The sequence below is a fragment of the Kitasatospora sp. NBC_00070 genome (assembly GCF_045041205.1).
Classification (GTDB): domain Bacteria; phylum Actinomycetota; class Actinomycetes; order Streptomycetales; family Streptomycetaceae; genus Kitasatospora.
On record NZ_CP108247.1, the window covers coordinates 2,999,683 to 3,013,080 of the forward strand.

Annotated in this window: 13 protein-coding genes; 2 read left to right on the forward strand and 11 right to left on the reverse strand. The window is 73.2% G+C overall.

The features are described from left to right. Positions 1–62 precede the first annotated feature (62 nt). The 10 genes from OHV05_RS13770 to OHV05_RS13815 are packed head-to-tail and all read right to left on the reverse strand — an operon-like array spanning position 63 to position 9,681. Positions 63–1,553, reverse strand: coding sequence for an NADH-quinone oxidoreductase subunit N (locus OHV05_RS13770; protein WP_405017902.1), 1,491 nt, complete (start codon positions 1,551–1,553; stop codon positions 63–65). Between the two features lie 39 nt (positions 1,554–1,592). Continuing rightward, the gene (locus OHV05_RS13775; protein WP_405017903.1) at positions 1,593–3,116 is read right to left on the reverse strand and encodes a NuoM family protein; all 1,524 of its coding nucleotides are present in this window, start codon (positions 3,114–3,116) and stop codon (positions 1,593–1,595) included. Between the two features lie 31 nt (positions 3,117–3,147). Continuing rightward, the gene (locus OHV05_RS13780; protein ID WP_405017904.1) at positions 3,148–5,166 is read right to left on the reverse strand and encodes an NADH-quinone oxidoreductase subunit L; all 2,019 of its coding nucleotides are present in this window, start codon (positions 5,164–5,166) and stop codon (positions 3,148–3,150) included. Then, positions 5,163–5,507: an NADH-quinone oxidoreductase subunit NuoK gene (gene nuoK / locus OHV05_RS13785; protein ID WP_403036444.1), complete on the reverse strand. Its 345-nt coding sequence runs from the start codon at positions 5,505–5,507 to the stop codon at positions 5,163–5,165. Before nuoK ends, OHV05_RS13780 begins: the two co-directional genes overlap by 4 nt. 2 nt (positions 5,508–5,509) lie before the next feature. Further along, a complete protein-coding gene (locus OHV05_RS13790; RefSeq protein WP_405017905.1) occupies positions 5,510–6,178 on the reverse strand; it encodes an NADH-quinone oxidoreductase subunit J in 669 nt (222 codons plus the stop codon). Further along, entirely contained in the window at positions 6,175–6,726 is a 552-nt protein-coding gene (locus OHV05_RS13795; protein WP_405017906.1) for a NuoI/complex I 23 kDa subunit family protein, read from the reverse strand. Before OHV05_RS13795 ends, OHV05_RS13790 begins: the two co-directional genes overlap by 4 nt. Beyond that, positions 6,727–7,686 carry an NADH-quinone oxidoreductase subunit H gene (locus tag OHV05_RS13800; protein WP_405017907.1) on the reverse strand — a complete coding sequence of 320 codons (960 nt, stop codon included), beginning with the start codon at positions 7,684–7,686 and terminating at the stop codon, positions 6,727–6,729. Continuing rightward, a complete protein-coding gene (locus OHV05_RS13805) occupies positions 7,683–8,666 on the reverse strand; it encodes an NADH-quinone oxidoreductase subunit C (protein ID WP_405017908.1) in 984 nt (327 codons plus the stop codon). Before OHV05_RS13805 ends, OHV05_RS13800 begins: the two co-directional genes overlap by 4 nt. Then, on the reverse strand, positions 8,663–9,283 hold the full coding sequence (locus OHV05_RS13810) for an NADH-quinone oxidoreductase subunit B (RefSeq protein WP_405017909.1): 621 nt from the start codon (positions 9,281–9,283) through the stop codon (positions 8,663–8,665). The genes OHV05_RS13805 and OHV05_RS13810 overlap by 4 nt, the downstream gene beginning before the upstream one ends. Then, positions 9,274–9,681 (reverse strand): NADH-quinone oxidoreductase subunit A, encoded by a 408-nt coding sequence (locus OHV05_RS13815; protein ID WP_403036430.1) that lies wholly within the window; start codon positions 9,679–9,681, stop codon positions 9,274–9,276. Before OHV05_RS13815 ends, OHV05_RS13810 begins: the two co-directional genes overlap by 10 nt. Before the next feature lie 213 nt (positions 9,682–9,894). Here OHV05_RS13815 and OHV05_RS13820 point away from each other — a divergent pair, with 213 nt between their 5' ends. Next, positions 9,895–11,043: a sensor histidine kinase gene (locus OHV05_RS13820; protein WP_405017910.1), complete on the forward strand. Its 1,149-nt coding sequence runs from the start codon at positions 9,895–9,897 to the stop codon at positions 11,041–11,043. Positions 11,044–11,122: 79 nt separating this feature from the next. Here OHV05_RS13820 and OHV05_RS13825 read toward each other — a convergent pair whose 3' ends face one another. Next, the gene (locus OHV05_RS13825) at positions 11,123–12,199 is read right to left on the reverse strand and encodes a S1C family serine protease (RefSeq protein WP_405021459.1); all 1,077 of its coding nucleotides are present in this window, start codon (positions 12,197–12,199) and stop codon (positions 11,123–11,125) included. A 160-nt stretch (positions 12,200–12,359) separates the two neighbouring features. Between OHV05_RS13825 and galE the strand changes: the two genes are divergently transcribed. Beyond that, a complete protein-coding gene (galE, locus tag OHV05_RS13830) occupies positions 12,360–13,322 on the forward strand; it encodes a UDP-glucose 4-epimerase GalE (RefSeq protein WP_405017911.1) in 963 nt (320 codons plus the stop codon). The last annotated feature ends 76 nt before the right edge of the window (positions 13,323–13,398 follow it).

The window sequence follows — 13,398 nt, forward strand, 5'->3', positions numbered from 1 at the left end:
CCCTCTGCCTGGATCAACGGCAGGACGAGGCGGCTTCGTTCCCGGCACCGGCGGGGGTGGGGTCAGAACAGGCTGCCCGAGACCACCTGGAGCACCAGTTGCGGCGCCACCGAGAGCACCACGGCGACCGCGGCGGTGAGCCCCAGGGTGGCCCGCAGCGGGCCGGGGACCCGGGTCGGGGCGCTCTCGCCGGCGGCGAACAGCTTCGCCGTCCAGGCCAGGTAGTAGGAGAGCGCGACCACCACGTTGGCCGCCATCACCACCGCCAGCCAGCCGAGACCGGCGTCCACCGCCGCGCGGAAGACCACCACCTTGCCGAACAGGCCGACCACGCCCGGCGGCAGCCCGGCCAGGCAGAGCAGGAAGAAGGCCAGCGCCAGCGCCGTCCAGCGGTTCCGGGCGAACAGGCCCTGGAAGTCGTCCAGCCGGGAGTGCCCGGTGGCCGCGACCGCCGCGAAGGCGCCGAGGTTCACCACGCCGTAGACCAGCGCGTACGCCACGGTGGCGCCGACCGGGCGGTCGGAGCCGGCGTACCCGGCGGCGGCCAGCGGCACCAGCAGGTAGCCGGCCTGGCTGACGGAGGACCAGGCAAGCAGTCGCACCGCGCTGTTCGGGGCGGCGGACCGCTGGCGCAGCGCGGCGACGTTCCCGGCCGTCATGGTGACGGCGGCGAGCACCGCCAGCACCAGGCCCCAGGTGTGCCCGTACGGGCGGAACGCGACGGTGGTGACCAGCGCGAGCCCGGCCAGACCGGCGGCCTTGCCGACCACCGAGAGGTAGCCCGCGACCGGGACCGGTGCGCCGACGTAGGTGTCCGGCACCCAGAAGTGGAACGGGACGGCGGCGGTCTTGAAGGCGAAGCCGACCAGGGTCAGCACCGCCCCGGCCTCGGCCAGGTGCCGCAGCTGGGCCGGGGCCGTGGTGAGCGCGTCGGCGATCGCCGACAGGTGCAGGGTGCCGGTCGCGGCGTAGACGAAGCTGACGCCGAGCAGCATCACGGCGGTGGCGGTGACCGAGGAGAGGAAGAACTTGAGCGCGGCCTCCGCGCCCCGGCCGTCCCGGCGCAGCGCGACCAGCGCGAAGGCGGGCAGCGAGGCCACCTCCAGCGCGACCACCAGGGTGGCCAGGTCCCGCGAGGCGGGCAGCAGGGCAGCCCCGGCGGCGCTGCTGAGCAGCAGGAACCAGAACTCACCGCCGGGCAGCCGGTCCGCCGCCACGGTGTGCACCGAGAGCAGGGCGGCGATCAGCGCACCGCCGAGCGCGAGCAGCTGGAAGGCCAGCGTGAAGTGGTCCACGACGTAGGAGCAGCCGCTGTCGGTGACGCAGAAGGTCGAGCGCGGGTCGCCGAGCGCGAGCGGGAGCAGCGCGGCGAGGGCCAGGGTCAGGCCGCCGAGCGCGATCCAGGACAGCGCCTTCTTCCGGCTCCCCTTCAAGAACAGGTCGGCGACCAGCACCACCAGACCGGCCAGCGCGGCGACCAGCGGCGGTGCGACGGCCACCCAGTCGACGGACTGGACCAGGGTGCCCGGGTCGGCGACGGCGAGAGGAGTCATGGCGGTCGGCCCCTGGGAGATAGGGAGGGTGAACACGGGTCAGCCACCTCCGAGCAGGTGCTTGACGGCCGGGTCGGAGAGTCCGAGCAGCAGCGCGGGCCAGAGCCCGGCCACCACGGTGAGCGCGGCGAGCGGGGTCCAGCTGACCGCCTCGTACGCCTGGAGGTCGGGCACGTCCGAGCGGCCGGGCTGCTTCGGGTCGCCCATGCAGACCCGCTTGACCACCACCAGCAGGTAGCCGGCGGTGAGCAGGGTGCCGAGGCCGGCCAGCACCAGGTAGGTCAGGAAGGCCGGGCGGGACAGCCCGGCCGCCGGGTCGAAGGCGCCGTACATGGCGAGCAGTTCGCCCCAGAAGCCGGCCAGGCCGGGCAGGCCGAGGCTGGCCACGGCGGCGAACGCGAGCAGCCCGCCGATCCTGGGCGCCCGGCCGTACAGGGCGGCGCCGGTGGCACCGGCCAGGGTGTCCAGGTCGGCGGTGCCGTAGCGGTCCTTGACCGCGCCGACCAGGAAGAACAGCAGGCCGGTGATCAGGCCGTGGCCGATGTTGGCGAACAGCGCGCCGTTCACCCCGCTCGGGGTGAGCGAGGCGATGCCGAGCAGCACGAAGCCCATGTGGCCGACCGAGGAGTACGCGATCAGGCGCTTGAGGTCGCCCTTGGCGCCGGGCCTGGCCAGCGCCAGGCAGGCCAGCGAGCCGTAGACGATGCCGACGGCGGCTAGCGCGCCGAGGTACGGGGCCAGCGTGGCGGTGCCGTCCGGAACCACCGGGAGCAGCACCCGGACCAGGCCGTAGGTGCCCATCTTGAGCAGCACCCCGGCCAGCAGCACCGAGCCGACGGTGGGGGCGGCGGTGTGCGCGTCCGGCAGCCAGCTGTGCAGCGGGAAGGCCGGGGCCTTCACCGCCAGGCCGATCATGATCGCCAGCGCGGCGGTGACCTGGGTGGTGTGGGTCAGGCCGCTGCCGTGCGCGGTGGCCAGCTCGGTCAGGTCGAAGGTGCCCGCCTGACTGCCGATCAGCAGGAAGCCGAGCAGCATCACGGCGGAGCCGAGCAGGGTGTACAGGATGAAGCGGTTGGCGGCGGGCACCCTGGCGCCACTGCCCCAGCGGGCGATCAGGAAGTACATCGGGATCAGCACGATCTCGAAGGCCAGGAAGAACAGCACCAGGTCGAGCACCACAAAGGTGGCCAGCATGCCCACCTCGAGCAGCAGCACCAGGCCGGTGAAGGCCCGCGCGCCGGGCCCGGCCGGGAGCTTGCGGGTGGAGTACACCGCGCAGAGGAAGGTGAGCAGCGCGGTCAGCACCAGCAGCGGCAGCGAGATGCCGTCCACCCCGAGGTGGAACCGGACCCCGATCGCCGGGATCCAGCCCACGTCGGTGACGGCCTGCATCCGGGCCGGGGTGTCGTGGTCGAACCAGGCGGCCAGCGCGATCGTGCCCGCCAGCACGGCGCCGGTGACCCCGACGCCGAGGCGGAGCGCGGCGCGCTCGCCGAGCGGGGCCAGGGTGAGGGCGGCGCCCAGCAGCGGCAGGGCCAGCAGGGCGATGAGGAGCACGTTCACGAGGCCCTGCCTCCGAAGCGGTGAGAGAGGGTCATGAGCCGACCGCCACCAGGACGGTGAGCACCACGACGGCGCCGAGCAGCACGCTCAGATAGGTCTGGGCGTTGCCGGTCTGGCTCCGGCGGACCGCCCAGCCGAGCAGGTTGGCGCCGGTGCCGGTGCCCCGGACGTAGGTCTCCACCACCTCGCGGTCCAGGAAGCGGACCAGCCGCGCGGCGGCCAGGGTCGGGCGGACGAACAGCGCGCTGTACAGCCGGTCCACGTGGAAGCCGTGCAGCGCCGGGCCGAACAGCGGCCCGAGCAGCAGCCGGCCGGGGTCGGCCGACGGCTTGGGGCGGGCCGGGGCCAGCGTCTCGGCGGCGGGCGGGCCCGCCTGCTCCGGCACCCGCTCGGCAGCGGCGGCGGCCCGGGCGGTGACGGAGCGCCAGGCGCCGTACCCGATCAGGGCACCCGCCAGGGCGAGGCCGGTGCCGATCACGGCGGTCACCGTGGACGGGCGGAGCGAACCGCCGTCCAGCAGGGCGGGCAGCCAGTCCGGGCGCAGGCCGAGGACGCCGAAGCCCATGGTCGGGATCGCCAGCACCCAGAGCGGCCAGCGCATCGCGGGCGGCTCGGCGTGCGCCGGGTCGGCCTCGTCGATCTCGGCGGAGTACGGGGCGTCGGTGGCGGTGGTCAGCGTGACCGGCGCGCTGTGGAAGGCCAGCAGCCAGAGCCGGGCGGCGTACGCGGCGGTGAGCAGCGCGGTCAGCCCGGCGGCGACCAGCACGATCCAGCCGGCCGTGGCGGGCACGGCCGAGGCCGGGCCGAGGCCGTTGGTCAGCGCCTCGCCGGTGGCGGCGTGCTCGGCGGCGGTGAGCACCGCCTCCTTGCTGAAGAAACCGGCGAACGGCGGCAGGCCGATCAGCGCGATCAGCGCGATGCCGGTGGTCCAGTAGGCGTCCGGCACCTGCTTGCGCAGCCCGGGCATCCGGGCCATCGCGCTGAGTGAGTTGGTGTGCGCGGCGTGGATGACCACACCGGCGGCCAGGAACAGCAGCGCCTTGAAGGCGCCGTGGCTGACCAGGTGGAAGACGGCGGCCTGCCGGTCACCGGCGGCCAGCGCGCCCGCCATGTAGCCGAGCTGACCGACCGTCGAGTACGCCAGCACCCGCTTCAGGTCGTCCTGGGCCAGCGCGCAGAGCGCGGAGCCGACCATGGTGACGGCCGCCAGCACCGAGAGCACCACCAGCGCGGCACCGGAGGCCAGGAAGACCGGCAGCAGCCGGGCCACCAGGTAGATGCCGGCCGCCACCATGGTGGCGGCGTGGATCAGCGCGGAGACCGGCGTCGGGCCGGCCATCGCGTCGGGCAGCCAGGTGTGCAGCGGGAACTGGGCGCTCTTGCCCGCGACGCCCGCGAGCAGCAGCAGCGCGGTCAGCGTCGGGTGCGAGAGCTGCCCCTCGGTGGCGACCTTGAGCACGCCCTCGATCCGGAACGTCCCGGCGTCCGCGCCGAGCAGGAAGAGGCCGATCAGGAACGGCACGTCGCCGAGCTTGGTGACCAGGAACGCCTTGAGCGAGGCCGAGCGGGCGTCGGCGGTCTCCCAGTGATGGCCGATCAGGAAGTACGAGCAGATGCCCATCACCTCCCAGCCGACCAGCAGCACCACCAGGTCGCCGGAGTAGACGACCAGGAACATCGCCGCCGTGAAGAGCGAGACCAGCGCCGCGTACGAGGGGTAGCGCGGGTCGTCCTTGAGGTAGGCGGTCGAGTACACCTGCACGCAGGTGGCGACCAGGCCGACCAGCACCGAGATCAGCGAGCTGAAGCCGTCCAGGTGCAGGGCGAGCGAGAGCTCGGGGCCGCCGGTCGGGGCCAGCCGGGTGGCGGCGTCCAGGCTCTGGCCGGTGCCGAGCTGGAGCGCGACCACCAGGGCCAGCACCGCCGAGGCGGCCACCGGCAGGATCGCCAGCGGCCGGGTCAGGCCGGGCGCCCGCTTCCCGGTGGCCAGCGTGGCGGCGGCGCCGAGCGCGGGCAGCACCGGGACCAGGACGGGGAGGGCGAGGTTCATGCGACGGCCTCTGCTGACGTGTCGTCGTCTTCCGCCGGGTCGCCGAGCGCGGTGAGCCGGTCGATGTCGGCGGTGCGGCGGGTGCGGAACACCAGCAGCACGATGGCCAGGCCGAGGCCGATCTCGGCGGCGGCCAGCGTGATGGTGAAGAGCGTGAGCGCCTGGCCGCCGTGCAGCGCGTCGCGCAGCCAGACGTCGAAGGCGACCAGGTTGAGGTTGACGGCGTTGAGCATCAGCTCGACCGACATCAGCACCAGCACCGTGTTGCGCCGGGCGAGCACGCCGTAGACGCCGATCGCGAAGAGCAGGGCGGCCAGGACGGCGGGGTAGGCCAGATGCATCGTCAGCTCTCCTTGCCGGTGCCGACGGGCGTACTGGTGCCGACGGGTGCGCTGGTGCCGACGGCCTTGCCCGCGCGCAGCTTGCCGGGGCGCGGCTTGGGCTTGCGGCCCTCGTCGTCCCGGCGGGACAGCACGATCGCGCCGACCAGTGCGGCCAGCAGCAGCACCGAGAGCGCCTCGAAGGGCAGCACCCAGTGCCGGAACAGGTACTCGCCGGTGGCCCTGGCACTGCCCGCGCCGGCGCCGGCGCCGAGGTCGATCCAGGAGGTGCGGAAGGCGTCCACCACCAGGGTCACCAGGGTGCCGGCGGTGGCCAGGCCGACGGCCAGCGCGGCCCACCGGTTGCCGGAGTCGGCGTCCGGGGAGCGGCCGATCGGGGCCTTGGTCAGCATCAGGCCGAACAGCACCAGCACGACCACCGACCCGAGGTAGATCAGCACCTGCACCCAGGCGACGAACTCGGCGGTGAGCAGCAGGAACTCCACCGCCAGGCCACCGAGCGCGACCACCAGCCAGAGCGCGGCGTGCACCAGCTGCCGGGTGGTCACGGTGATCACGGCGGCGGCCAGCACGACCACGCCGACCAGCAGGAAGACGATCTCCACCCCGGTCGGGGAGAGGAAGGAACGGGCGGCCGGTTCCAGCGGACCGGCGGCGGCGAGCAGGCTCACTCCTGGTCACCCTTCGCCTCGGCGGCGGCAGCGGCGTGCGCCTTGTCGGCGGCCTTGCGGGCCATCGCGATCTCCTTGGGCTCCTCGGCCGCCGGGTCGAGCGCGGGCGGTGCGGGCACCGTCCACATCCACTCCCGGAGCCGGTCCCGCTCGTGGGTCAGCTCCAGGATGTCGGTCTCTGCGTACTCGAACTCCGGGGACCAGAACAGCGCGTCGAACGGGCAGACCTCGATGCAGATCCCGCAGTACATGCAGAGCGAGAAGTCGATCGCGAACCGGTCCAGCACGTTGCGGGTCCTGGCCCGGGCGTTCGGGTCGGCGGCGGGCAGCGTCTCCTTGTGGGAGTCGATGTAGATGCACCAGTCCGGGCACTCCCGGGCGCAGAGCATGCAGACCGTGCAGTTCTCCTCCAGCAGCGCGATCACGCCCCGGGTACGCGGGGCGAGGTCGGGCTGCACCTCGGGGTACTGCGCGGTGACGGTCTTCTTCGTCATGGTGCGGAGCGTGACGGCCAGGCCCTTGGCGAGGCCGCTACCGGGAAGCTTCATCTAGGAGATCGCCACCTTCACGATGCCCGTGAGGGCGAGCTGGGCCAGCGCCAGCGGGATCAGTTTGGTCCAGGCGAACCGCATCAGCTGGTCCTCGCGCAGGCGGGGGAAGGTGACCCGGAGCCAGATCACCACCAGGGCGAGGGCGAAGGTCTTCAGGATCGTCCACAGCCAGCCGAGCTGGTCCGGCAGTGGGCCGTGCCAGCCGCCCAGGAACAGCACGGTGGTGAGCGCGGAGACCACCAGGATGCCCGCGTACTCGGAGAGCAGGAAGAACGCGAACCGGATGCCGGTGTACTCGGTGTACGCGCCGAAGATGATCTCGGAGTCGGCCACCGGCATGTCGAACGGCGGGCGCTGCAGCTCGGCCAGGCCGGCCACGAAGAACACGAAGGCGCCGACGATCTGCCACGGCACCCACCACCACTCGAACTGCTCCAGGATGCCGGGCAGCGAGAGGGTGCCGGCCGCCATCGCCACCGAGGCGGCGGCCAGCAGCATCGGCAGCTCGTACGCCATCAGCTGGGCGGCCGTGCGCAGGCCGCCGAGCAGCGAGAACTTGTTGGCCGAGGCCCAGCCCGCCATCAGCGAACCGAGCACCCCGATGCCCATCACGGCGAGCACGAAGAAGATCCCCGCGTCGACCGCCTGGCCGACGAAGCCGCCGGGCCCGACCGGGATCGCCAGCAGCACCACCAGGTACGGCAGCAGCGCGACGGCGGGCGCCAGTTGGAAGACCCGGCGGTCGGCGTCGGCCGGGACGATGTCCTCCTTCTGGACGAACTTCACCCCGTCGGCCACCAGTTGGGCCCAGCCGTGGAAGCCGCCCGCGTACATCGGGCCGAGCCGGCCCTGCATGTGCGCCATCACCTTGTGCTCGGTCTGGCCGATCACCAGCGGGAAGACCAGGAAGACCACCAGCACCGCGACGCAGCGCAGCAGCATCTCGAGGAAGCTCATGCGCTGTCTCCGTCCTTCGGCTCGGGGTCCTTCGGTTCGGGCTCGGTGGCCGTGGGGGGCACCGCCGGGGCGCCGGGGCCGCCGCTCACGGGCGGGGCGGGCGACGCGGGCGGCGCCGACGGTTCGTCAGCGGTGGCCGGCACCGGGTTGTGCCACGGGGCGTCGGCCGACTGGGTGCGGGCCGGGCGCGGGCGCTCGACCGGGGCGGCCGGAGCCGCCGGGGCGCCTTCGGCCTGACTGACCGAGCCGTCGCTGATGCTGCGGGTCCGGCGCGGTCGGGGCGCGGGCGCGCCCTCCGCTCCTTCGGCAGCGGGAGCGGCGGGACCGGCCGCACCGGCGGCCGCCGCGCGGGGCGCCCGCGCGGCGCGTGCCGGGCGCTCGGCGATCGGCGGCAGGGTGCCCCTCAGCGGACCCCACTCGTTCGGGTCGGGCACGCCGGCCGGCTGCATCTTGCGCCGGGCCGGGCCGTCGCCCTCGCTCTCGCCGGGCTCCTTGGCACCGGGCCAGGCCTTGGCGACCCGGGCCGCGAGCACGAACTCCTTGCGCAGCGGGTGGCCCTCGAAGCCGTCCGGCAGCAGCAGGGTGACCAGGTGCGGGTGGCCGGTGAAGTCGATGCCGAACATCTCGGCGGTCTCCCGCTCGTGCCAGCCGGCCCCGGCGTAGACGCCGATGGCGGTCGGCAGCGCGGCGGCGTGCCGCGGCACCTTGGTGCGGAGCAGCAGGTGGCGGACGGGGCCCGCGCCCGCGTCGGCCAGGTGCGCGGCGACCGAGAAGCCGTCGGCCAGCTCGTCGACCGCGCTCAGCCAGTCGAAGAAGGTCAGGCCGAGGGCGTCCCGGGCGGCGGTGAGCGCCTCGATCCAGTGCTCGGCGGGCACGTCCACGGTGAGCAGCCGGTACGCCTCGGCAGCGGTGGCCCAGGCGCCGATCGCGGCGACGGCTGCCTCGGCCCGGACGCCGGCGGGGGTCTGCGGGTCGGTCACTTCTGCTCCGCCTCCGGCCCGGCCACCAGCGGTCGGCGCAGCGCGGCGGCGGGCGCCGCGTACCGCTGCGGCAGCGACTCGGCCGCGATCTTCTCCTGCAGCTTGAGGATGCCCTGGAGCAGCGCCTCGGGGCGGGGCGGGCAGCCGGGCACGTAGACGTCGACCGGGATGATCTGGTCCACGCCCTTCGTGACCGAGTACGAATCCCAGTACGGGCCGCCGGAGTTGGCGCAGGCGCCGAAGGAGATCACGTACTTGGGCTCGGGCATCTGCTCGTACAGCCGCTTCACGGCGGGCGCCATCTTGTCCGTCACGGTGCCCGAGACGATCATCAGGTCGGCCTGCCGGGGGCCGGGGGCGAACGGGATCACGCCCATCCGGATGAAGTCGTGCTTGGCCATCGAGGCGGCGATGAACTCGATCGCGCAGCAGGCCAGGCCGAAGTTGAAGCACCAGAGGCTGTACCGGCGGCCCCAGTTGAGCACCACCTTGACCGGGTCCGGCGCCAGCCGGGCCAGCGGGCCGAGCCGGGCCGGCTCCACCGCACCGGGCTTGGCCGGGTCGGGCATGCCCAGCGGGACCGGTCCCCCGGCACCGTGCGAGTGCGTCACGTCCATTCCAGAACGCCCTTCTTCCAGGCGTAGAGCAGCCCGACCGCGAGGAAGCCGATGAAGACGAACATCTCCACCAGCGTGGCCGCCCCGAACCCGGCGGCGGCGAACACGGTCGCCCACGGGAACAGGTAGATCGCGTCGACCGCGAAGATCACGTAGAGGAACGCGTAGACGTAGTACCGGATCTGGGTGTGCGCCCAGCCCTCACCGACCGGGTCCACCCCGCACTCGTAGGCGAGCTGCTTCTCCGGCGAGTGGACCACCGGACGGAGCAGCCGGTTGGCGGTGAAGGACACCGCGATGAACAGCACGCCGACGACCGCGAGCAGGCCCACCGCCGCGTACGCGTCGAAGTAGCCACCGCCCACGGCAGGGTCGGCAGCGGCCGACAGCCCCTCCATGCGTTCGCCTCCCGGTCACCGCTGGTCCCACACGTCCAAAACCGTCAAGGCGTGAGTCTAAGTGCAGCGCCCCGCTCCGCTGACCCCCTGCCCGACCCGTAAGACACGCCGTGGTGGGGATATCCCCACCCCCGGAATGCCAACTGCCCCCATGGTCCGGGGCCGCCCCGAGCCGGGATGCTGGGCGCAGAGGTTCTACGAGAGGCTTGGTGCATGATGAAGGAGACCCCGGACCGTCCCCCGCTCTACGGGGCGAAGCTCTGGCGCCAGGTACAGCACCTACTGCTCAACCTGCCGCTCGGGCTGGCCGGATTCACCTTCACGGTCACGCTGTTGAGCGTCGGGCTGGCCCTCGCCGTGACGGTGGTCGGCCTGCCCCTGCTGGCCGCGGGCCTGGCCGGCTGCCGCGGCTTCGGCCAGTTCGCCCGGAAGCGCTGCGCGCTGGCGCTGGGCCTGGAGATGACCGAGGCCCCGCCGGTCCGGGTCACCCGCCCGGGCCCCGCGGGCCGGGTGTCGGCCGCCCTGACCGACGCGCTGGGCTGGCGTTCGGCGCTCTACGCGGTGCTGCTGCTGCCCTGGGGGATCATCAGTTTCACCCTGACCGTGGTGCTGGTGCTGGTCGGCTGGCCGCTGCTGCCGTGGGCGGCCCGCTTCCTGTCCACCGTGGACCGGATGCTGGTGGACAGTCTGCTCAGCCCGAACCCGCTCTCCGAGCGGGTCCGCGAACTGGAGGACGACCGGGGCGCGGTGGTCGACACCGCCGCCGCCGACCTGCGCCGGATCGAGCGCGACCTGCACGACGGCGCCCAGGCCCGGCTGGTGGCGCTGGCGATGGACCTCGGCCTGGCCAAGGAGAAGCTCACCGAGGACCCGGTGGCGGCCGCCGCCATGGTCGGGGCCGCGCACGGCGAGGTGAAGCTCGCCCTGCAGGAGCTCCGCGACCTGGCCCGGGGCATCCACCCGGCGGTCCTGACGGACCGTGGGCTGGACGCCGCCCTCTCCGCGATCGCCGCCCGCTGCACCGTCCCCGAGGGCGTCACGGTGAAGGTCGACCTGCCGGGCCGGCCCGACTCGGCCGTCGAGGGCATCGCCTACTTCACCGTCAGCGAGCTGCTCACCAACGTCTCCAAGCACGCCGGTGCCAGGTCCGCCTCGGTGGAGGTCTGGCAGGTCGCCGACCGCCTGATGGTCCGGGTCGAGGACAACGGCAAGGGCGGCGCCGCCTCCTACCCGGGCAGCGGCCTGGCCGGCCTGACCGAGCGGATCGGCGCGGTGGACGGCCTGCTGGTGGTCGACAGCCCGGCCGGCGGCCCGACCGCGATCACCGTCGAGCTCCCCTGGCGGACCAGGGTGGCCCGCTGACGGTACGACAGCGCCGGGCCCGGCAGGCCGTACCCCCCTTGCGCGGTGGGTGGCCTGCCGGGCACGGCAGTCTCTGCGGCTACAGACTGCCGAGGGTGACCTCGGCGGTCTTGGTCGCGCCGTCCCGCTGGTAGGTGACGGTGACCTTGGCGCCGGGCTGCAGCGCGGCCAGCGCGGTGGTGAGGCCGTTCATGCTGGTGACGGTGGTGTCGCCGACCTTGGTGATCACGTCACCGGGCTGGAGCCCGGCCGAGGCGGCGGGGCCGCCCGCGGTGACCGCCACGACCGCCACGCCGGCCGGCCGGAAGTCCGCGTCGAAGTAGGTCCGGGCGGTGACGCCGAGTGCGGCCCGGCCGGAGTTGGCGACCTTGCCGTCCTTGATCAGCTGGTCGGCGATGTTGGTGATGGTGGCGGCCGGGATGGCGAAGCCGATGCCCGGGGCGGCACTGCCGTTCATGTCCGGGTCGGTGGCGGCCAGCGTGTTGATGCCGATCACCTGGCTGCCCAGGTTGACCAGCGCACCTCCGCTGTTGCCCGGGTTGATCGCGGCCGAGGTCTGCACCATGTTGCCGATGGTGGCGCCCGGCGAGTCACCGCCCTTGGGCTCGGAGACCGTCCGGCCGGTGGCCGAGACGATGCCCTGGGTGACGCTGGAGGAGAGCCCCAGCGGGCTGCCCATGGCCAGCGTGATCTGCCCGACCTCGACCTTGCCGGAGTCGCCGAACACGGCCGGCTTGAGCCCGCTCGGCGGGCTGTCGAGCCTGATCACCGCGAGGTCGGACTCGGGGTAGCTGCCGACCAGGGTGGCCTCCAGCGCCTTGTTGCTGTTGGCCAGCGTGACGGTGAAGGTCTTGGCGCTGCCGACCACGTGGGCGTTGGTGACGATGTTGCCCTTGGTGTCGTACACGATGCCCGAGCCGAGCCCACTGGCGGTGGTGATCTGCACCACCGAGGGCAGCACGTTGGCGATCACCTTCTGGTAGTCGTCCTGGAGCTGGTTGCCACTGGGCGACGCCGGGGCGGTGGCGCTGCCCGAGGCACTGGCCGAGGAGGAGGAGCCGCCACTGCTGCAGCCGGTGACCAGGGCGGCGGCCAGCACCAGTGCCGCCCCGGAGAACAGCAGGCGGGGACCGGTCGGCCGGGGACCCGCCGGGATCGGGCGGGTGGGTTCCTTCTTGGGGTGCACCTGAGCTTCCTCCGGTTCCGTACGCGGACAGCATTGGGCAGTATTGCACCGAAATGTCCGTTTCCTTGGAACCGACGCGCCGTCACCGCCCGGGCCCGGGCCGGCCCGCCTCCCGCATAGGATTTCCGCCATGACCTGGTTGATCACCGGCGGAGCCGGTTACATCGGCGGACATGTCGCGCACCAACTGGCCGAAGCCGGCCGGCCGGTGGTCGTCCTGGACGACCTCAGCAGCGGCGCGGCCGACCGGGTCCCGTCCGGTGTCCCGCTGGTCATCGGCTCGACCCTGGACCGGGCCCTGCTCGACACCACGATCCGCGAGCACGGGATCACCGGCGTGGTGCACGTCGCCGCCAAGAAGCAGGTCGGCGAATCGGTCGCCGAACCCCTGCTCTACTACCGGGAGAACCTCACCGGTCTGCAGACCGTGCTGGCCGCCGCCGTCGATGGCGGGGTCCGCAACGTGGTCTTCTCCTCCTCCGCCGCGGTCTACGGCATGCCCGACGTCGACCTGGTCACCGAGACCACCCCGTGCGCCCCGATCAACCCCTACGGCGAGACCAAGCTCGCCGGCGAGTGGCTGGTCAACTCCGTCGGCCGGGCCCACGGCCTCTCCACCGTCTCGCTCCGCTACTTCAACGTGGCCGGCACCTCGTCACCGCTGCTGGCCGACGACGGCGTCTCCAACCTGGTCCCGATGGTCTTCCAGCGCCTGACCGACGGTCAGCCCCCGCTGATCTTCGGCGACGACTACGACACCCCCGACGGCACCTGCGTCCGCGACTACATCCACGTCGCCGACATCGCCGCCGCCCACGTCGCCGCAGCGGCCCGCCTGGACGCGGGCGGTGAACCGATCGCGCTCACCCTCAACATCGGTCGCGGTGAAGGCGTCTCGGTCGCCGAGATGCTCGCCGTCATCGCCCGCGTCACCGGCGACCCCACCGCCCCCCAGGTCACCCCCCGCCGCCCCGGCGACCCCGCCCGCGTGGTGGCTTCCGCCGACCTGATCCACCGCGAACTCGGCTGGCGCGCCCGCTACGACCTCGACGCCATGGTCACCTCCGCCTGGTCCGCCTGGCAGCACCGCTAGGACGCCTGCGCTCCGGCCTCAACCCGCTACGGCGTCAGGGGCTCGGGGAACTGCGACGCCGGCCTCGGGAAAGGTG